Origin of the sequence: Streptomyces sp. NPDC057617 (assembly GCF_042800555.1) — a bacterium.
Classification (GTDB): domain Bacteria; phylum Actinomycetota; class Actinomycetes; order Streptomycetales; family Streptomycetaceae; genus Streptomyces.
Window position 1 is genome coordinate 31,807 of record NZ_JBHVGV010000007.1, and the last position, 19,830, is coordinate 51,636.

Below are 19,830 nucleotides of genomic sequence, written 5' to 3' on the forward strand. Positions count from 1 at the left end.
ACCGGCGACTACGGACGCGGTGACCTTGTACCGGCGGCCACTCCATCAGAGCGTGGCCCGGGCCGGCTGCGGGGTGGGCGGGTGGGTTGCGGCGTGGCGGGCCAGTAGGGCGCAGACCATGATCTGGAGCTGGTGGAAGAGCATCAGCGGGAGCACCGCGAGGCTCGCCTGGGCCCCGAACAGTACGCTCGCTATCGGAAGCCCCGACGCCAGGCTCTTCTTCGAGCCCGCGAACTGGATCGCGATCCCGTCCGCCCGGCCGAAGCCCAGGCGCTTCGCCCCGTACCGGCTCAGCGTCAGCATCGCCGCCAGGAGCGCCGCCTCCACCAGGAGCAGGGACGCCAGGTCCGCCGGGGTCACCTTGTGCCAGACGCCCGTCGTCGTGCCCTCGCTGAACGCCGTGTAGACGACCAGCAGGATCGACCCCCGGTCGACGGAACTCAGCAGCTTGCGGTGCCGGATGACGAAGCCGGACACCCAGCGCCGCAGCAACTGCCCCGCCAGGAACGGCAGAAGGAGCTGCGCCACGATCCCGGCCACCGAGCCCGCCGAGATCCCCGCGCCCTCGCCGCCGATCAGCAGTGTCGCCAGCAGTGGTGTGATCACGATGCCCGCGAGGCTGGAGAACGACCCGGCACAGATCGCCGCCGGCACATTGCCCCGCGCCATCGACGTGAAGGCCACCGACGACTGCATCGTCGAAGCCACCAGGCACAGGAAGAGCACCCCGGTGTAGAGCTGAGGGGTCAGCAGATACGGTACGAGCCCCCGCGCGGCCAGCCCCAGCAGCGGGAAGAGTACGAACGTACAGGCCAGGACGGTCGCGTGGAGCCGCCAGTGGCGCAGTCCGTCGAGCACCTCACGGGTGGAGAGGCGCGCCCCGTACAGGAAGAACAGCAGCGCCACCGCGCCGGTCGTCGCACCGCCCGCAGCCCCGGCGGCCCGCCCGGACGCCGGGAGCAGGGCCGCGAGTCCCACGGTCATGAGCAGCGCCAGGACGAACGGGTCGACGGGGAGCCGGGACGGTATCCGTATGCGCAGCAGATGGCGGCGGAAATGGCGGCTGTTCATATGCTCCCTTGCCGGTTCGTGCCGGTTCGTGCTGGCTCGTTGTCGGGTACACGCGTACCCGCCCGCCCATGCTGCACCCGTCCCGCCCGATCGGAATACCCGTACACAGCACTCACTGTTATCGGCCGACGCGATAACACCGACAGAACCGCGTACCCTGGCCGCGTGTACGACCCCGGACAGCTCCGTACGTTTCTGGCCGTGGCGCAGACCCTGAGCTTCACCCGGGCCGCCCGTCGGCTGGGGCTGCGCCAGTCCACGGTGAGCCAGCACATCCGCCGCCTGGAGGAGGCCACGGGCAGGCCGCTGTTCAGCCGGGACACCCATCGCGTGGAGCTGACGGAGGACGGCGAGGCCATGCTCGGCTTCGCCGGGACGATCCTGACCGCCCACGACCGCGCGGCCGCCTACTTCGCGGGGACGCGGCTGCGCGGCCGGCTCCGCTTCGGCGCCTCGGAGGACTTCGTGCTGACCCGGCTGCCGGAGATCCTGGAGTCCTTCCGGCGCGACCACCCCGAGGTGGACCTGGAGCTGACGGTCGGGATGTCCGGCAGCCTGCACGCCCGGCTCGCGGCGGGCCGCCTCGATCTCGTACTGGCCAAGCGCCGCGGGGGCGACACCCATGGCGAGCTGGTACGGCAGTCCGTCCTCGACTGGATCGGGGCGCCCCGGCTGCGGCTCGACCCGGACCGCCCGCTCCCGCTGATCCTCTTCCCGCCGCCGGGCATCACCCGCGCCCGCGCGCTGGAGGTTCTGGAGGCGCACGGCAGACGCTGGCGCGTGGCGTGTACGAGCGCGAGCCTGAGCGGGCTGATCGCGGCGGCCCGCGCGGGCCTCGGCGTCATGCCCCACACGCGCGCGCTGATCCCGCCGGGTCTGGTCCCCGTACCGGCCACGGCGGGGCTGCCCGAGCTGGGCGAGGTGGACTACGTACTGCTGCACGGGAAGGGCCGCGGGCACGCGGCCGCCCAGGAGGCCGCGGACGCCCTGGCCTCGGCGATCCTGGCGGGCGGCGACCGCCTGCACCGGTCACCGGCCGACACCTGACGACCGGACCGAACGCGCCCACGGCACCGGACGGACCGGGCGCACCCGCCGCACCGGCCCACCGCGGACATCCGGCCGACCGGACCGGACCCGCCCCGGACGCCCTACGAGCCCGCCGGACACCGCCCCGTACCGGCCCGGCACAGGTACGGACCAAGATCCCGCACCGTAGAGCGCGCGTGTCAGTGCCGTACGGATTCCGTGGAGATTCCGGCTCCGCGCGCCCGCTCCGCGCCCCTCCGCCGCCCCCAGCTCCCCCACTTCCTCCGCCCTCCCCACCCTGACCTGCGCCAACACCGCTCCGCCCGGATTCCGCTCACACTCTCCCCCCGGGACTCGCGGTGGGGTACCGTCACCCGCGCTGCGCGGAGCGCCCCAGGAGCCGCCACAAGGAGCAAGTCATTGCGCGAGTTCACCGTCCCCTCCCTGCCGGCCGCCCCCCACGTCGGTGGGCTCGCGGACGCCGTCTTCGCGCATGCGCTCGACGACCCGGATCATGTCGCCCTCGGCCGCAAGGACGAGAACGGCCAGTGGCGGGACGTCACCTCCGCCGGCTTCCGTGACGAGGTGCTCCGGCTGGCGAAGGGGCTGCTCGCGCAGGGCGTACGGTTCGGGGACCGGGTCGCGATCATGTCCCGTACCCGCTACGAGTGGACGCTCTTCGACTTCGCGCTCTGGTCCATCGGCGCCCAGCCCGTCCCCGTCTACCCCACCTCCTCGGCCGAGCAGGTCCACTGGATGCTCCATGACGCCGGGGTCTCGGCCTGTCTGGTCGAGCACGAGGACCATGCCATGACCGTGGGCTCGGTGATCGACCGGCTGCCCCGGCTCAAGCGGCTCTGGCAGCTCGACGCCGACGCGGTCAAGGAGCTGTTCGCGGCGGGCGCCGGGCTGCACGACGAGATGGTGCACCGGCACCGCCAGGCCGTCACCCCGGACTCCGTGGCCACGGTCATCTACACCTCGGGCACCACCGGCCGCCCCAAGGGCTGTGTCCTCACCCACGCCAACTTCATGTTCGAGGCGGACACCGTCCTGAGCCGCTGGGAGCCGGTCTTCCACACCAAGTCCGGCGACGAGGCCTCGACGCTGCTCTTCCTGCCGCTCTCGCATGTCTTCGGGCGGATGATAGAGATCGCGGCGATCCGGGGCCGGGTGAAGCTGGGCCATCAGCCCGCGCTCCAGGCGAGTGCACTGCTGCCCGATCTGGCCGCGTTCCGGCCGTCCTTCATCCTGGCGGTGCCGTACATCTTCGAGAAGGTGTACGGCGCGGCCCGGCGCAAGGCGGAGAACGAGGGGAAGTCAGGCCCCTTCGACAAGGCCGTCGAGGTGGCGGTCCGGTACGCGGAGGCGCAGGAGCAGCGGGCCTTCGGCTTCGGTCCTGGGCCGTCCGCCGCACTGCGCGTACAGCACCAGTTCTTCGAAAGGGCCGTGTACGGCAAGGTGCGCGAGGCGATGGGCGGCCGGGTACGGCACGCCATGTCGGGCGGTTCGGCGATGGACCGGCGGCTCGGGCTCTTCTTCGCGGGCGCGGGGGTGACCATCTACGAGGGGTACGGGCTGACGGAGTCCAGCGCGGCGGCCACGGCCAATCCGCCGGAACGCACCCGCTACGGCACGGTGGGCCAGCCGATTCCGGGCACGTCGGTCCGTATCGCGGAGGACAGCGAGGTGTGGCTGCGCGGCGGCCATGTCTTCGCCGGCTATCTCAACGACCCGGAGGCGAGCGACGCCGTACTGCGGGGCGGCTGGTTCGCCACCGGCGATCTGGGCGCGCTCGACGAGGACGGCTATCTCACCATCACCGGGCGGAAGAAGGAGATCCTGGTCACCTCCGGCGGCAAGAGCGTGTCGCCGCAGGCGCTGGAGGAACGGGTACGGGCACATCCGCTGGTGGCGCAGTGCATCGTGGTCGGCAATGACCGCCCGTATGTCGCCGCGCTGGTCACGGTGGACCGGGAGGCGGTGGACCACTGGCTCTCCGTACAGGGCAAACCGCCCCTGAAACCCGCCGAGTTGGTACGGGACCGGGATCTGGAGACGGAGATCAGGCGGGCGGTGGTGGCCGCGAACACCTCGGTGTCCCAGGCCGAGTCGATCCGTACGTTCCGGATCCTGGCGCATCCGTTCACCGAGGAACTCGGGCTGCTCACCCCCTCGCTCAAGCTCAAGCGCAAGGCGATCGAGACCGCGTACGCCGCCGAGGTCGAGGCGCTGTACCGGTAGCGCGCCCTGACCGCGGCGCGGGCTCTACCGTTGACGGAGGACGGGAATCCGTCCATCGCTGTGATCGTTGGAATGACGACACCGACAACACACGGCACCGACAGCACAACACGGCAACCGACAACGTTAGGACCGACCGCTCGTGACCAAGGTCCCCACCCTTACCCTCAACAACGGCATCGAGATGCCCCAGCTCGGCTTCGGGGTCTGGCAGGTGCCGGACGCGGAGGCGGTGAAGGCCGTCGCCACCGCGCTGGAGGCCGGCTACCGCAGCATCGACACCGCCGCCATCTACGGCAATGAAGAGGGCACGGGCCAGGCCATCGCCGCCTCCGGGACACCCCGCGAGGAGCTCTTCGTCACCACCAAGCTGTGGAACGGCGACCAGGGGTACGACTCGACCCTGCGCGCCTTCGACACCTCGCTGGCGAAGCTCGGCCTGGACTATGTCGACCTCTATCTCATCCACTGGCCGAAGCCGGCCGCCGACACCTACGTCGACACCTACAAGGCGTTCGAGAAGATCCTCGCGGACGGCCGCGCCAAGGCCATCGGTGTCTCGAACTTCCTTCCCGAGCACCTGGAGCGGCTGATCGGCGAGACCTCCGTGGTCCCGGCCGTCAACCAGATCGAGCTGCACCCGCAGCTCGCGCAGACCGAGTCGCGTGCCTTCCACGCCCGGCACTCCATCGTCACCGAGGCGTGGTCGCCGCTGGGCCAGGGCAAGGGGCTGCTGGAGGTGCCGACGGTGGTGGCGGTCGCGCGCAAGCACGACAGGACACCGGCGCAGGTGGTGCTGCGCTGGCACCTCCAGCTCGGGCATGTGGTGATCCCCAAGTCCGTGACGCCGTCGCGGATCCAGGAGAACATCGAGGTGTTCGACTTCGAGCTGGACGCGGACGATCTGGCGGCGTTCGCGGCGCTGGACGAGGGACGGCGTATCGGCCCGCACCCGGCGAAGTTCAACGTCTGAGCCCCTCCGAGCCGCGGGGCCTCCCGCGCGGGTCCGGCGGCGGCGGACGGTGTACGAGCCCGCCGCCGCGCCCGTACGGTGTTACGAGCCCGCCGCCGCGCCCGCGCGGTATTCCTGCGGGCTGACTCCCCGCACCCGCTTGAAGGCCGCGCTCAGGGCGAACGAGCCGCTGTAGCCGACCTTCCTGGCCACCGACTCGACCGTCGCGTCCGTCCCGCGCAGCAGATCGGCGGCGAGCGCGAGCCGCCAGCCGGTGAGATACGCCATCGGGGGCTCCCCGACCAGTTCGGTGAACCGGCGCGCGAGCCCGGCGCGGGAGACTCCGCAGGCGGCGGCGAGTTCGGCGACCGTCCAGGGGCGGGCCGGTTCGCTCTGGAGCAGCCGCAGGGCATTGCCGACGGCCGGGTCGGCCATGGCGCGGTACCAGCCGGGGGCCTCCGCGTCCGGCCGCGAGAACCACGCCCGGAGCACACCTATCAGCATCAGGTCCAGCACCCGGTCGAGCACGACGCTCTGTCCCGGTTCGTCCCGGGAGATCTCCTCGTCGAGGACTGTCATCAGCGGGCTGTTGGAGGCGGTGGCGGGGAGCTGGATCAGGGAGGGCAGGGCGTCCAGCAGCCGTCTGCTGACCTCGCCGTCCATCTGGTACGTACCGATGAGGACGGTCGTACCGCCGTCGGAGGCGTTGCCCCAGGTCCGTACGCCCAGCCGCATGGACTGGGCGAGCGGCTCGCCCTCCAGGGTGTGGCAGACACCGCCGGGCCCGATCAGCGCGCGGGGCGCGGTCCCGGGGCTGTCCGCGGTGGTGTACGGCTCGGGGCCGCGGGCGACCGCCACGGCCCCGGGGCGCAGCAGCACCGGTTCCCCGCCGCCGTCGGGCACGATCCACGCCTCGCCGCGGGTGACGCACATCAGACAGAGCGGGGCGCGGTCCTCGATCCGGACGGACCACGGCGGCTCCATCACCATGCGCAGCAGAAAAGCCCCCCGGGCCCGCGGTCCGTCGAGGAGTCCGGCGAGTACGTCCATGGTCACCAGCGTAAATGCACCGGAGAGCGGACCCGTCGCCGCACCGATCAGTTCGCGCCGTGTGCCGGGGCAATCTCCTCGACACGCCGCGCGAGCGCGAAGTCCTTCTCGGTGACGGCGCCTCCGGCGTCATGGGTGTGGACGGCGAGAGCGACGGTGTTGTAGCCGAGCGTCAGATCGGAGTGGTGGTTCAACTCCTCCTGGATCCGGGCGATATGGACGACCATGGCGGTGGCGGCGAAGTGGCTGCCGAGGCGGAAGGCGCGGGCGATACGACTCTCCGTCAGGGACCAGCCGGGGAGGTCGCGCAGCCGGTCCTCGATCTCCTGCTGCGACAGCGGTGGGGTGGCCATGGGGCGGGGGCTCCTTCCGGGTACGGGCGGCGGACCCGGCCGACGATACGTCGTACGGCGGGGGTTGCCGGGCCGCCGTGCCACGGCGGTCAGCGATCCGTCCTCGCGCGCCTCCTGAGCCCGCCGGCCAGAGCGATGAACCCGATGGCCAGAAGCGTGGCCGCGGCCGTACTTCCCACCACGATCGCCCAGTTCAGCGGATAGTCGTGCGGGAGTACGGACGGATTGCCCGGTTTCCCGGGGCGCAGCAGCAAGGGCAGCGCGAGCAGGGTCAGACAGCCCGCCGTGAGCAGTCCGGCGCGCAGCACCGGGCGGAGCCGGATTCCCGCGATGAGCAGCCCGGCCGCGAGGACCAGCGGGACCAGGACCCCGTCGTGCAGGACGACGGCTCCGGCGAGCCAGAGGACGACCTCGGCCAGACCCCCGGGGCCTGCACCGTCGAGGAGTTGCCAGCCGCCGAAGCCCAGGGCGAGTACGCCCACGGCTCCCAGGACGGTCCGCGCGAAACCGGCGGCGCCCCTCGGCCTCGTGATATGCGTGGTGCTCATGCCAGGACCTCCAGCCGGGTGACCCACTTCGTCTGGAGCGCGCCGGGCCGGTTGGGCGCGATGATCCGCGCCGGATAGCCGTGGTCGGGTGCGAGGACCGCGCCGTTGAGGCGCAGGGCCAGCAGGGTGAGCCCGTCACGGGTGTAGGCGCGGTCCATCTCGGTGACTCCGTAACCGCCCTGGCGCTGCAAGGAGACGATCCGCAGCGGCGCTCCCCCGGGCAGGCCCGCGCGCGCCAGCAGGTCCTTGATACGGACGCCTTCCCAGTGCGCCGACTTCGACCAGCCCTCCACACAGGCGATGGGCAGTTCGACCCGGTGCTGGGGCATCGCGCGCAGTTCGGCCAGGGTCAGTTCGTACGGTTCCGGGCCGTCCACCCGGAGCCGCCAGGAACGCAGGTCGTCGGGGGTGATTCCGGCAGCGGCGAACGTGCGGTTGACGGGCAGGCCCTGGGGGCCGGTGTCGGGGTCGCGCGGGGCGAGCAGCGCCAGGTCCTTGAGCGGGGTGACGGACTGGCCGGCCGATACGAGGGTGACGGCGCCGACCGAGGCGGCGAGCCCGAACAGCAGCGACCGCCGGTCCATACGGTCCGCGTCGAGACCGGCTCCGGCCCCGCCCGGTTCGTCCCCACCCGGATCCACCGCGGCCCTACGACGCCAATGCGCGGCGATCACCGGTGCTTTCACCGCGAGATGGAGCAGCAGCGAACCGATGATGACCCAGGCGAGCGACCAGTGGACCTGCCGGAAGGAAAAGGGCCAGGGATACCACTGCACGGTGTTGAGCAGCCCCATGAACACTTCGAGCAGCGTGGCCGCCACGAGTATCGCTATGGACGCCCGCTCCAGGGCGTGGAGTACGGAACGCACCGGGGGCCGGATGAAAAGGCGCGGATAGACCGTCCACATTTTCACCAGCAAAAGCGGAATGGCCGCAATACCGCTGATGACATGAAGGCCTTGGGTGACGCGGTATCCGGATATGGGCCGGGTCGGGAGATGCCCGGCGAGCCATGCGGGCGGCTCCTGGAGGTAATGGCTGAACACCCCGGTGAGAAAGCAGACCAGAATCGCCGGTCCGAGAAGCCGTCCCACCACGGTGGCGGTACGGGGATCGTGCAAGCGGCCCCGGAAACGGGGCGGGAAATTCACCGGCATTGCGTCCTCACCAGTTCGTCAGCAGCAGATGGTTGACCAGCAGGGCCGTCCCGGCCCCCGCGGCCAGCCAGCCCCGGTGGTCCCGTGCGGGCAGCAGCGCGGCGAGCGCCGGCAGCCACAGGGCGAACGGCAGCCAGATGCGCTCGGTCTCGGCCTTGCTCATCCCGGACAGATCGGCGATCAGCAGCGCCAGCAGAACGGCCCCCACCAGCAGCACGAACCGCCCGTCCGCACCGCTGTCCGCACCGCCGTCCTCGCCGGGCTTCCTTCCTCGGCGCAGCCGCCGCACGGCGCGCCCCAGCCCGGCAAAGGAAGCGAGCCCCGCGGTGACGACAAGGGTGGAGAGATTGGCCCACACCCAGTAGCCGTACGGACGTTCCCGGGCGACCCCCTGGTAGTAGCGCTCCACCAGCAGCTCGTACGCCTCCCACCACCGGAACCCGGCCAGCAGGAACACCGCCGTGACCGCCGCGAACCCCAGCAGGGTGAACAGCAGCGGCCGGGCCGTACGGGCGATCAGGAGCACCGCCACCGCCGGGACCGCCATGAGCGTCAGTCCGTACGAGAGGTACGCGGCCAGGCCGAGGAGCAGCCCGGCGCCCAGTGCGGCTGCCCAGGGCGCCCGTACGGTGCGGGTCGCCGCGAGCGTCAGCAGGGCGAGGGCCCAGGCGGCGACGGCCGCGAAGTAGCCGTCGGCGGACGCGCCGATCCAGACGGCGGCCGGGGCGAGGACCAGAAAGGGCGCGGCGGCGCGCGCGGCCCGCTCGGCGCCCAGCGCGCGCATCGTGACCAGGACGGCGGCGGCCGTCGTCGCGCCGGTGGTGACGCAGAACGCCGAGGCCCAGGCCCCGCCGCCGAGGCCGATCCGGTCGAGCCCGACGAAGGTCAGCACGGCGGCCGGCGGGTGGCCCGCGATATGCGTCGGCCAGGGGTCCGGCGCGTACATCAGGATGTGGTGGGTGAAGTCGCGCAGGGTGGCGGGGATGTCCTGGAACCGGTCGACGGCGCTCAGGTATTCGTGCCGGGTGGTCAGCCGGTCCGCCACGCCCCGCTGCCAGCCGTCCACCAGCGCCAGCGACCAGATCCAGGCCATCGAGACGGCCCAGCTCCCCCAGACGAGCCGACGCCAGGACAGCCGGGCGGCCAGGCCCGGCCCGTACACGACGACCAGGGCGGCGACGAGCAGCGCGGGGACGGTTCCGGGGCCGAGGTGCGGCCTCCACTCGGCCAGCAGGGGCGCCCAGGAGACATGGAGGGTGCCGTCGTAACGCTCGATCAGGGCGCCGGCCACGGAGGCGACGAGATAGAGCAGTACGCCCGCTCCGGCGGCCAGCAGATCGCGGCGGCGGCCGGCGGACGCGGGGGACGACGGGCGGGCGGGGGCGTCGGGGGCCGCGGTGCCGGTCGGTGCGCCGGGGTGCGAGTCGGGGTGCGGAAGCAGGGTCACGCCGTCACGGTAGGCGCGTGATCACGCCGTACGGGGCAGCCGCCGGCCCATGTCACCGAACCGTCAGATCCATCCGGGACACACCCCGGAGAAGCTATGTCGCAGCCGGGACCGGCGCGCACCTCGTCCTACGGTCACCGATATGAAGGTCCCTGCCCGATTCATCCCCTCCTGGCGCAGCCCGCTGCGCGGCCCCTGGCTGACCTCGGTCTTCGCCGTGGCACTGCTGGCCGGCATCCCCCTCCTCTTCCTCACCGGTCTGGTCTCGTACACCGCGTACAACCCGGATCTCGCCCCCGTCAACGACAAGACACCGGACAAGGGGGTGCTCGGCTTCTATCTCTTCGCCTGGCCGACCGATCCGTACTGGCTCTACCGCGTCACCCAGGGCGTGCATGTGACGCTCGGGGTGGTGCTCGTACCGGTCCTGCTCGCGAAGCTGTGGTCGGTCGCGCCGAAGCTCTTCGTGCGGCCTCCGGTGCGTTCGTTGGGCCATGCGCTGGACCGGCTGTCGCTGCTGCTGCTCGTCGGGGGCGGACTCTTCGAGTTCGCCACCGGAATCCTCAATATCCAGTTGAACTACATCTTTCCCGGCTCGTTCTATCCGCTGCACTTCTACGGGGCGTGGGTGTTCATCGGCGCGTTCGTCGCGCACGTGGCGCTCAGGCTGCCGCGTACGGTACGGGCGCTGCGCGGCCGGAACTTCCGGGCCGAGCTGCGGACCCCGCTCGCCCGGACCGTGCCGGAGCCGCCGGACACGACGGGCCTGGTCTCCCGGACGCCCGCACCGCCGACCGTGTCGCGGCGGGGTGCGCTCGGGATGGTGGGGCTCGGCTCGGTGGCGCTCTTCGTGGTGACGGTCGGGCAGAGCATCGGCGGGCCGGTGCGCGGTACGGCGCTGCTCGCCCCGCACGGCCGCACTCCCGGCCCGGGACCGAACGGCTTCCAGATCAACAAGGGGGTGCGGGCCACCGGGATCCGCGCGCGGGACATCGGTCCGGACTGGCGGCTGACCGTACGGGGCGGTGGCCGGGAGACCGTACTGACCAGGGAGCAGCTCGAACGGCTCCCCCAGCACCGCGCCGATCTGCCGATCGCCTGTGTGGAGGGCTGGTCCACCTCGGACCAGCGGTGGGAGGGCGTACGGCTCGTCGATCTCGCCGCGCTGGTCGGGCTGGGGCACGCGCCACCGGCGGTGTACGTCGAGTCGGCGCAGCGGCACGGCTCGTTCCGTGCGGTCGCGCTCCGCGACAACCAGGTCCGTGACCACCGCTCGCTGCTCGCGCTGCGGGTCAACGGGGCGGTGCTGTCGCCGGATCACGGACATCCGGCGCGGGTCATCGTGCCGGGGGCGCCGGGTGTGATGAACACCAAGTGGGTGCGGCGGCTGAGCTTCGGGGAGTCGTCATGGCCCGTCTGATCCGCGCCATGGCCCGTCTGATCCACGAGGGCGCCAAGAGGTGGCGGGCGATGCGTCTCTACCGGCGGCGGCTCGGGGCCGGGGAGCGCTTCCGGCGGCTGTACGGGGAGTCGCCGCTGCAACTCCTGCTTCTGCTGGCCTCGTTCGCGCTCTGCGCCTATGCCGGGATCAGACTGCTGAGCGGCGACTGGCTGTTGATCCTGATCTGGTTCGTGGGGGCGGCGGTGCTGCACGACCTGGTGCTCGTACCGCTGTACTCGCTCGGCGACCGGGGCGCGGAGGCCGCGCTGCGGTCGGGCCGTGACCGGTCGGGTCGTGAGCCGTCGGGCCGTGATGCGCGCGGGGAGCACGGGCCCGGGGTGAACCATCTGCGCGTCCCGGCGTTTCTCTCGCTGCTGTTGCTGCTGGTGTACTGGCCGCTGGTGCTGCGCGCCTCCCGGCCGTACGAGGACGCCACCCGGCTCAGCATCGAGGTGTTCCTGGGGCGCTGGCTGCTGATCACGGCCGCGCTGTTCGTAGTGTCCGCCGTCTGGCTGGTGGCGCGGCTGTACACGGACCGGCGGCGGGCCCGCGCCGAGTGAGCGGGTGAGCCCTGGGTGAGCCGTGCCCGCCCGGCCGGTGGGGCCGGGCGGGTCAGCGGTGTGTCAGCCGTCAGCCCCGGGCGAACCGCAGGGTGACCAGTTCGAACGGGCGGAGCGACAGCCGTACCTCGCCGTCAGTCAGCTCAGGCCGCTCCCGGCCCTCCGCGCCTCCGGCCTCCCGCAGCGGGCGCTCCAGCAGGTCGGTCACGGTGAGCCCGGTGGCCTCGAAGCCGATACCGACGCGCGCCTTGGCCCGGCCGCCGGCCGACTCGTAGAGCCGTACGACCACATCGCCGCTCCCGTCGTCGGCCAGCTTCACCGCGCTGACGACCACCGCGTCGTTGTCAACGGTGACCAGCGGTGCCACATCGGTGTCCCCGGTGATCCGGCGCTCCGGCAGATTGATCCGGTAGCCCTCGCGGACGGCGTCGCCGATGGCCGCGCCGGGCGCCAGGGCGTGCCGGAAGCGGTGCACCCCCTGGTCCGTCTCCGGGTCGGGGAAGCGGGGCGCGCGCAGCAGCGAGACCCGGACGGTGGTGGTCGTACCGGAGTCGGAGGCGCGGACCGTACGGGTCACGTCGTGGCCGTACGTCGAGTCGTTGACCAGCGCGACGCCCCAGCCCGGCTCCTCCAGATGGACGAAACGGTGGTTGCACGCCTCGAACTTGGCGGCTTCCCAGCTCGTGTTGGTGTGGGTGGCCCGGTGGACATGTCCGAACTGGGTCTCCGAGGCGTACCGCTCGGCGTGCACGTCGAGCGGGAAGGCGGCCTTGAGGAACTTCTCGGTCTCGTGCCAGTCGACCTCGGTGTCGATGTCGAGCCGCTTGGCGCCCGGCGCGAGGGTCAGTACCTGGGTGACCTTCGACGCGCCGAAGGAGCGGATGACGCGCACGGCCGCGGCCCCCGCCTCCCCCGCCGGGCCGATCGAGTCGAGATCCGTGAGGTCGGTGACGGTGTTCCGGTAGAACTCGTCGACGTCCCAGGCGTCCCACTGGTTGGGGAAGTCGGGGTGGATCTGGAGCAGATTGGCGGCCTCGCCGGGGGCCACGGTCTCCCGCTCGGCGCTGATGTCGTACACCGACACGACCAGACCGCGGCCGTCGATCTCGACCTCCAGCAGGCCGTTGCTGAGGACATAGCCGCCGTCCTCGCGCGGCAGCAGCTCGGCGGTGCCGCCCCCGGTGGCCGCGCCCGCCGCGCCCGCCGCGACACCGCCGCGGGTGTGCGGCGCGGCGTTGAAGAGCAGGGTCCTGGTGCCCGCCGGGTCACCGGCGAGGGCGCGCTGCGCGGTGCCGATGATGCCCGTCAGCTCCTCGGCGACGGCCGCGTAGGTCTTCGCGGCCTCGCGGTGCACCCAGGCGATGGACGAGCCGGGCAGGATGTCGTGGAACTGGTGGAGCAGGACCGTCTTCCAGATCCGGTCGAGCTGCTCGTACGGGTACGGGGCCCCGGTCCGTACGGCGGCGGTGGCGGCCCACAGCTCGGCCTCGCGCAGCAGGTGCTCGCTGCGGCGGTTGCCCTGCTTGGTCTTCGCCTGGCTGGTGAGGGTGGCCCGGTGCAGCTCCAGATACAGCTCGCCGACCCAGACCGGCGGGTTCGTGTGCTCGGCCTCGGCCTTGGCGAAGAAGGCGCCGGGGGTCTCCCACTCGACGGTGGCGGAGCCTTCGAGGCTGCGCAGCCGGGCGGCCTTGGCGATCATCTCGCGGGTGGTGCCGCCGCCTCCGTCGCCCCAGCCGGTCGGCGCGAGGGAGTGCCTGGCGACCCCCTTCTCCTTGAAGTTCCGTGCGGCGTGCGCGATCTGAGCGCCCGTCATGGAGCAGTTGTAGGTGTCGACGGGCGGGAAGTGGGTGAAGATCCGTGTCCCGTCGATGCCCTCCCAGGTGAAGGTGTGGTGCGGGAAGCTGTTGATCTTGCTCCAGGAAATCTTCTGGGTGAGCAGCCACTTGGAGCCCGCGGCCTTGATGATCTGCGGCAGTCCCGCGGCGAAGCCGAAGGTGTCGGGCAGCCACGCCTCGTCGTTCTCGATGCCGAACTCGTCGAGGAAGAAGCGCTTTCCGTGCACGAACTGGCGGGCCATGGCCTCGGAGCCCGGCATATTGGTGTCGGACTCGACCCACATGCCGCCCGCCGGTACGAACCGGCCCTCCGCCACGGCCTTCTTGACCTTGGCGTAGACCTCGGGCCGGTGCTCCTTGATCCAGGCGAACTGCTGCGCCTGCGACATCGCGAAGACGAACTCGGGCTCGTCCTCCAGCAGGGCCGTCATATTGGCCGTCGTACGGGCCACCTTGCGTACGGTCTCGCGCAGCGGCCACAGCCAGGCCGAGTCGATGTGCGCGTGGCCGACCGCGCTGACGCGGTGCGAGGTCGCGGGCGCGGGGGTGGCCAGCACCCCGGCGAGCCGCTCCCGGGCGGCGGCCGCGGTGCCGTTGACGTCCTGGAGGTCGACCGCGTCCAGGGCGCGGCTGATCGCGCGCAGGATCTCCCAGCGGCGGGCGCCGTCGACGGGCAGCTCGGCCATCAGCTCGCCGAGCACCTCCAGGTCCTGGACGAGCTGCCAGACGGTCTCGTCGAAGACCGCGAGATCCATCCGGGCGAGGGTGTACTGCGGTTCGGTGCCCGCGGTCTCCTTGTCGCCGAGCGGGGTCGGCAGGAAGGGGTGGTAGTCGAGGATCACCGGGTTGGAGGCGGCCTCGATGTGCAGCAGGACCTCTTCGCCGCCCACGACGGGCGCGCCGATCCGTACCCACTGGTTGCGCGGGTTGAGGCCCTTCACCGGGGAGCCGTCGGGCCGGTAGACCAGGCCCTCGCACTGGAATCCGGGCATGTTCTCGTCGAAGCCGAGATCGAGCAGGGCCTCCACGGTGCGGCCGGCCCACCGCTCGGGGACGGTGCCGGAGACCCGGAACCAGCTCGTGCCCCAGGGGGCGCCCCAGCGGTCGCCGGCCGCGATCGGTACGACGGGGCCGGCGAGGCCCTCCTCGACCGGTACGGGCTCGCCCGGCGCGTGCCAGACGGCGATGTCCAGCGGTACGGATTCGGGGTATACGGCGGGCCGGATGCGCTCGTCGAGGACCCGCTTGAGGCGGCCTTCGACCAGGCTGCGGTCGTCGTGCATGAGGGGACGCTCCTGGGGTGCGTGAGGGTGCGGTGGGTGCGGGTGCGGGGTACGGCTGGCCGGGCGGGTGGGGCGGTCGGGCTGTGCGATTCGGTCGGGGCCGGAGGCTCCGAGGTCGGTCTTCGGGCGGGGCTGCGGTGGCGCGCGGGATCAGCCGATCTCGTCCGGGCGGACGACCTCGGTGATACCGCGCCCCGCCAGATGCTCCTTGTCCTCGGCCCGGCCCGCAAGAACCGCAGTCGGACGGACCCCCTGCTCGGTCAGCCGTGCGAAGGCCTCGAAGAACGCTCCGCCGGGACCGCAGGTGGCCCGTGTGGGCGCGCTCCCACCGCCCGCGGCGCTCTCCCCCGTACCGTCTGTACCGCCCGCACAGTCGCCGACGTCGACGACGAGCGCCGTGGTACGGGGCGCCGGGGCGTACTCCCGGCCGCGCCACTCCTCGACAATCCGCGCGAGCGACGCCCCGGCGGGCTTGACCCGCCGGTCGTTGGTGAGCAGTCCGAGGGTGTACTCCAGCTCCGGGAAGTCGGCGAGCGAGCGCGAGACGTCGTGCGAGCACCACCAGGTGATGCCCCAGACATCGGTGCAGTCCAGCGCGTTGGCCACGGTCGCCTCGGTGAACGCGGCGGCGTGCTCGGCCGGGATCACCGGCGCCGGGGCGCCCACCTCCTGGAGCCAGACCGGCCGGTGCGGTTCGAGCGCCCAGGCCTTGGACAGCTCGATCATGTACGCGGCGTGGTGCTCGGTGGCGGTGCCGGTACGCCCGTACCGCTGGGCGGTGCCGTTGAACACCCAGGAGTGCACGGCGGTGACGGCCCCGATCCTGGCCGAGTGCGCCGGGGTGAAGGGGTGCCCGTCCTGGTACCAGGCGGCGTCGTACTCGGCGTGCAGATGGAGCCTGCCGGGCGCCCCCTCCTCGCACGCCGCCAGCAGCCGCCGAAGCCAACCGGCGGCCTGCTCCGGGGTGATGGGGTCGGGATCGGGGTGCGGCGGCCCGGAGAACTGGTTGATCTCGTTGCCGACCGTCATCCCGATGAAGTTGGGCCGGTCCGCGAGCGCGGCGGCGAGCGTCCGCAGATACTCGGCCTGCGCCGAGACGACATCGTTGTCGGTGAAGATGTTTCTCCGGTGCCAGGTCCGGGTCCAGGCGGGCAGGAAGTCGAAGCTCGACAAGTGCCCCTGGAGTCCGTCGACATTGACGTCCAGGCCGCGTTCGGCCGCGAGGTCGGCGAGCTGGACGAGCTGCTCGACGGCCCGCGGTCTGATCAGGGTCCGGTTGGGCTGGAAGAGCGGCCACAGCGGGAAGACCCGGATGTGGTCGAGGCCGAGGCCCGCGATGGAGTCGAGGTCGGCCCGTACGGCATCGGGATCGAAGTCGAGCCAGTGGTGGAACCAGCCCTCGCTCGGCGTGTAGTTGACACCGAAGCGCGGCGCGGGAGCAGGTGCCGGTGTCCATGCGGGCGCGGGCGCGGATGCCGGCTCGGGTGCGGGTGGTGCGGAAGTGCTCATACTGGCAACGTTGTCCTGGTTCTGAGTGCGGTGCCGTCAGCCCTTGACGGCGCCTTCGCCGACGCCCCGGAAGAAGTACCGCTGGAGGCAGGCGAAGACGATGATCAGCGGGAGTACGGCGATGACCGTACCGGCCGCGACCAGCCGTTCGTCGTTGGCGAATGTGCCGTGCAGATAGTTCAGTCCGACGGTCAGGGTGTAGTTCTCCGGGTCGCTGAGGACGATCAGCGGCCAGAGGAAGTCGTCCCAGGCGCCCATGAACGCGAAGACCGCGACGACCGCGAGGGTGCCCTTGACCGAGGGCAGGGCGATCAGGAGGAACCGCTGCCAGACATTGGCACCGTCCACATAGGCCGCCTCCTCCACCTCGTCGGGCAGGTGCAGGAAGGCGTTGCGCATCAGCAGGACGTTCATCGCGCCGATGGAACCGGGCAGCAGCACCCCGAGCAGGCTGTTGTTGAGACCGAGGTCCCGCATGGTGGTGAACTGGGCGATGATGATGCCCTCGACGGGTACGAGCATGGCGAGGATGAAGGCCAGCGTCGCGGCCCGGCGCCCCCGGTAGCGCATCCTGGCCAGCGCGTAGCCGGCCAGCGCGGCGCCCACGCAGTTGGTGACCACACTCGCCAGGGCGACCTTGAGCGAGTTGAACGCGTAGTCCCAGACCGGGATGGTGTCGGCGACCCGGCCGTAGTTGTCCAGGGTCGGATCGCCCGGGAAGAACGTCGGCGGGGAGCTGAAGATGTCCTCCTGCGGGCCCTTGAGCGAGGTGGACAGCTGCCAGACGAACGGCCCGACCGTCAGGGCCAGTACGGCGAGCAGCAGGACATAGCGCACCACGAGCTGCCAGGGGGCGATCCGCCGCCCGTCGCCGTCGGTGAAGGTGCGTACGGCGGTACGCGCCGTCCCTGGCGCGGTCGTGGTGGGCGCGGTTGTTGTGGGGGGCGGGAAGGTCACGCGTCCTCCTTGCGGTCGGCGCGGAGCACCAGCAGCATCAGCGCGACCGTGACGACGAACACCACGACGGAGATGGCGGAGGCGTAGCCAACCCGGCCGGTCAGTCCCGTACCGACGCGCTGGACGAGCATCACCAGGGTGGTGTCCTCGCCCGCGGGTCCACCGGTGGGTCCCGCCATCAGATAGACCTCGGAGAACACCTTGAAGGCGGCGACCGAGGACAGCGCCCCGACCAGGACCATGGTGGAGCGGACCGCCGGTACGGTGACGGTGACGAAGCGGCGTACGGCCCCCGCCCCGTCCACCGCGGCGGCCTCGTGCAGCTCGCGCGGTACGTTGGCCAGGGCGGCCAGATAAATGATCATGTAGTAGCCGAGGCCCTTCCAGACCGTGACGCCCATCGCGCTGAACAGCAGCAGCCACTGGTCGCTGAGGAAACCGATCTTCTCGATCCCCACGGTCTCCAGCAGGGAGTTGACCAGCCCCCGGTCGTCCAGCATCCACACCCAGATCAGCCCGACCACCACGATCGAGGCGACGACGGGGGTGTAGAAGGCGGAGCGGAAGAAGGCGATGCCGGGGATGTTCCGCTGGACGAGCAGTGCCAGCAGCAGCGGCAGGATCACCAGCGCGGGGACGACACAGACGACGTACAAGGTGCTGTTGCGCAGACCGGTCCAGAACATCTCGTCATGGACCAGCTCACGGAAGTTGGCGAGCCCCACATAGTCGCCCGCGATCAGGGCCCGCCGGTCGGTGAAGGAGTTCACCAGGGTGCTGAGGAACGGATAGAGGCTGAACGCGCCGACGACGAGCAGGCCGGGCGCGGCGAACAGCCAGGGGCTGAGGGGAAGTTGGCGGCCGATCCCGCGGACCTGCGCGCTGCCGGGCCCGCGGCGGGGCCCACGGCCGGAGCCGGGGCTCCGGGGCGCGAGTCCCGCCGCGGCGGGGTCCGAGGGGTATGCCCTGGGTGCGGTGGTGCTTTTCACAGTCTCCGGCTCAGCTCTGCTTCAGCAGTTTGTCGCAGGCCTCGACCGCACGGTCGAGCGCCTCCTGGGGGCTGACCTTGCCCTGGAGCGCCTTGGCCACCTGGTTGCGCAGCTCGGTCTTCATCTGCTCGCTGAACAGGACCGGGGTGTAATTGACCGCGTTCTTCAGGGACTTGGCGGCGGCGATCCGTACGCGTGTCTCGTCGGTGCCGTCCTCCTTGGTGAAGTACGGGTCGTCCAGGGAGCCCTGGGTGCTGGGGAAGATGGCGACTTCCTTGGCGAACGACATCTGGCGGGTGGCGTCGGTGACGAAGTGCGCGAAGGCCACGGCGGCGGGCTTCTGCTGGGTCTTGGCGTTGACCATCACGCCCATGACGTACATGTTGACCTTGCCGGTGCTGGTGACCTGGTCGGTGATCCCGATGTTCTTGTAGAGCGTCGGGGCCTGCTTCTTGAAGTTCTCCAGGTCGAGCGCGCTGCCCGGGTTCATGGCCACGGACTCGGTGAGGAACTTGGCCCCGGTGGACTCGGGGCTCGCGGTGAGCGCCTGCGGGTCGAGCGCCTTGGCGTCGAACAGTTCCTTGTACCGGGTGAGCATCTCGACGCCCTTGGCGTCGTTGAACGCGAAGCCGGTGCCCTCCTTGTTGACGAGCTGGACGCCGTAGCGGCCGAAGTCCTCGATGGTGGGCACCTGGCCGAGGGTGGCGATCTTGCCGTCGGTCTTCCTGGCCATCTCCAGTCCGGCGGCGAAGACCTCGTCGTAGGTGGTCGGCGGCTTCTCGGGGTCGAGCCCGGCCTCCTCGAAGAGCCGCTTGTTGTAGAACATCGGGCCGGTGTTGAGGTACCAGGGGAAGCCGTACGTGCCCTCCACGCCCGGTATCTGCTGGCTCTTCCAGGCGTCCGGCAGATACTCCTTGCGGAACGCGGCCGCGGTCTTGTCCGCGTCCAGGTTCAGTGCGAGCCCGGCCTTCGTCAGGGGGGCGAGCTGGTCGGGGGAGACATTGACGACATCGGGCAGGGTGCCGGCGGCGGCGTCCGCGCTGAGCTTGTCGGCGTAGCCCTCGGCCGGCCGGTCCACCCATCTGACCTTGGTATCGGGGTACTTCTTCTCGAAGTCCTTGATGACCCCGTTGAAGTAGTCCTTGAAGTTCGCCTGGAGGTTCCAGGTCTGGAAGGAGATCTGGCCCTTGATGGGGCCTGAGGCGTCGGAGGACCCCTCGGTGCCGGTGTCCCCACCACCACAGGCGCTCAGCGGCAGGACGGCGGCGAGAACAGTGGCCATGGCGACTGCTCTGCGGGAGATGCGCACGGTGAACGGCTCCTTTGCTCGGATCAGACGTGCGGACGGCGGTCCGGGCCCGGAACGACGGGCCCGGCTGCGTTTTCCCCGCAGACCTTGCAATGA

16 protein-coding genes are annotated in these 19,830 nt (G+C 71.1%); 5 read left to right on the plus strand and 11 right to left on the minus strand.

Annotation, left to right across the window (positions count from 1 at the left end; all coding sequences use genetic code 11):
- Positions 1–45: 45 nt before the first annotated feature.
- On the minus strand, positions 46–1,071 hold the full coding sequence (locus ACFU9P_RS18650; protein ID WP_384081955.1) for a bile acid:sodium symporter family protein: 1,026 nt from the start codon (positions 1,069–1,071) through the stop codon (positions 46–48).
- A gap of 165 nt (positions 1,072–1,236) precedes the next feature.
- Here ACFU9P_RS18650 and ACFU9P_RS18655 point away from each other — a divergent pair, with 165 nt between their 5' ends.
- The 3 genes from ACFU9P_RS18655 to ACFU9P_RS18665 all read left to right on the plus strand — a co-directional run bounded on the left by ACFU9P_RS18655 (position 1,237) and on the right by ACFU9P_RS18665 (position 5,317).
- Complete coding sequence (locus tag ACFU9P_RS18655) at positions 1,237–2,118, plus strand: LysR family transcriptional regulator (protein ID WP_384081958.1); 882 nt, start codon at positions 1,237–1,239, stop codon at positions 2,116–2,118.
- A gap of 402 nt (positions 2,119–2,520) precedes the next feature.
- Positions 2,521–4,344, plus strand: coding sequence for an AMP-dependent synthetase/ligase (locus ACFU9P_RS18660; RefSeq protein ID WP_384081961.1), 1,824 nt, complete (start codon positions 2,521–2,523; stop codon positions 4,342–4,344).
- Positions 4,345–4,486: 142 nt separating this feature from the next.
- Positions 4,487–5,317, plus strand: a complete 831-nt coding sequence (locus ACFU9P_RS18665) for an aldo/keto reductase (protein ID WP_376382470.1) — start codon at positions 4,487–4,489, stop codon at positions 5,315–5,317.
- Positions 5,318–5,398: 81 nt separating this feature from the next.
- On the opposite strand, the gene ACFU9P_RS18670 is transcribed toward ACFU9P_RS18665, so the two are convergent.
- The 5 genes from ACFU9P_RS18670 to ACFU9P_RS18690 form a co-directional block, all read right to left on the minus strand.
- Positions 5,399–6,346 carry an AraC family transcriptional regulator gene (locus tag ACFU9P_RS18670; RefSeq protein ID WP_384081964.1) on the minus strand — a complete coding sequence of 316 codons (948 nt, stop codon included), beginning with the start codon at positions 6,344–6,346 and terminating at the stop codon, positions 5,399–5,401.
- A gap of 47 nt (positions 6,347–6,393) precedes the next feature.
- Positions 6,394–6,699, minus strand: coding sequence for a 4a-hydroxytetrahydrobiopterin dehydratase (locus ACFU9P_RS18675; protein WP_376382467.1), 306 nt, complete (start codon positions 6,697–6,699; stop codon positions 6,394–6,396).
- Positions 6,700–6,788: 89 nt separating this feature from the next.
- The gene (locus ACFU9P_RS18680) at positions 6,789–7,247 is read right to left on the minus strand and encodes a hypothetical protein (protein WP_376382465.1); all 459 of its coding nucleotides are present in this window, start codon (positions 7,245–7,247) and stop codon (positions 6,789–6,791) included.
- Complete coding sequence (locus tag ACFU9P_RS18685; RefSeq protein ID WP_384081968.1) at positions 7,244–8,404, minus strand: molybdopterin-dependent oxidoreductase; 1,161 nt, start codon at positions 8,402–8,404, stop codon at positions 7,244–7,246. Before ACFU9P_RS18685 ends, ACFU9P_RS18680 begins: the two co-directional genes overlap by 4 nt.
- Before the next feature lie 7 nt (positions 8,405–8,411).
- Positions 8,412–9,851, minus strand: coding sequence for a hypothetical protein (locus tag ACFU9P_RS18690; RefSeq protein ID WP_384081971.1), 1,440 nt, complete (start codon positions 9,849–9,851; stop codon positions 8,412–8,414).
- Positions 9,852–9,993: 142 nt separating this feature from the next.
- Here ACFU9P_RS18690 and ACFU9P_RS18695 point away from each other — a divergent pair, with 142 nt between their 5' ends.
- Together ACFU9P_RS18695 and ACFU9P_RS18700 are read left to right on the plus strand one after the other, a co-directional pair.
- Positions 9,994–11,271, plus strand: a complete 1,278-nt coding sequence (locus ACFU9P_RS18695) for a molybdopterin-dependent oxidoreductase (RefSeq protein WP_384081974.1) — start codon at positions 9,994–9,996, stop codon at positions 11,269–11,271.
- Between the two features lie 50 nt (positions 11,272–11,321).
- Positions 11,322–11,852, plus strand: a complete 531-nt coding sequence (locus ACFU9P_RS18700; RefSeq protein WP_384082664.1) for a hypothetical protein — start codon at positions 11,322–11,324, stop codon at positions 11,850–11,852.
- Positions 11,853–11,922: 70 nt separating this feature from the next.
- Here the strand turns inward: ACFU9P_RS18700 and ACFU9P_RS18705 are convergent, their stop codons facing one another.
- The 5 genes from ACFU9P_RS18705 to ACFU9P_RS18725 all read right to left on the minus strand — a co-directional run bounded on the left by ACFU9P_RS18705 (position 11,923) and on the right by ACFU9P_RS18725 (position 19,734).
- Positions 11,923–14,970 (minus strand): alpha-mannosidase, encoded by a 3,048-nt coding sequence (locus tag ACFU9P_RS18705; protein ID WP_384081977.1) that lies wholly within the window; start codon positions 14,968–14,970, stop codon positions 11,923–11,925.
- Between the two features lie 150 nt (positions 14,971–15,120).
- Positions 15,121–16,479: a glycosyl hydrolase gene (locus tag ACFU9P_RS18710; RefSeq protein WP_384081980.1), complete on the minus strand. Its 1,359-nt coding sequence runs from the start codon at positions 16,477–16,479 to the stop codon at positions 15,121–15,123.
- Positions 16,480–16,515: 36 nt separating this feature from the next.
- Positions 16,516–17,337 carry a carbohydrate ABC transporter permease gene (locus ACFU9P_RS18715; RefSeq protein WP_376382490.1) on the minus strand — a complete coding sequence of 274 codons (822 nt, stop codon included), beginning with the start codon at positions 17,335–17,337 and terminating at the stop codon, positions 16,516–16,518.
- A gap of 95 nt (positions 17,338–17,432) precedes the next feature.
- Positions 17,433–18,425, minus strand: coding sequence for a carbohydrate ABC transporter permease (locus tag ACFU9P_RS18720; RefSeq protein ID WP_384081983.1), 993 nt, complete (start codon positions 18,423–18,425; stop codon positions 17,433–17,435).
- 10 nt (positions 18,426–18,435) lie between these two features.
- Positions 18,436–19,734 (minus strand): ABC transporter substrate-binding protein, encoded by a 1,299-nt coding sequence (locus ACFU9P_RS18725; RefSeq protein ID WP_376382452.1) that lies wholly within the window; start codon positions 19,732–19,734, stop codon positions 18,436–18,438.
- Positions 19,735–19,830: the final 96 nt, after the last annotated feature.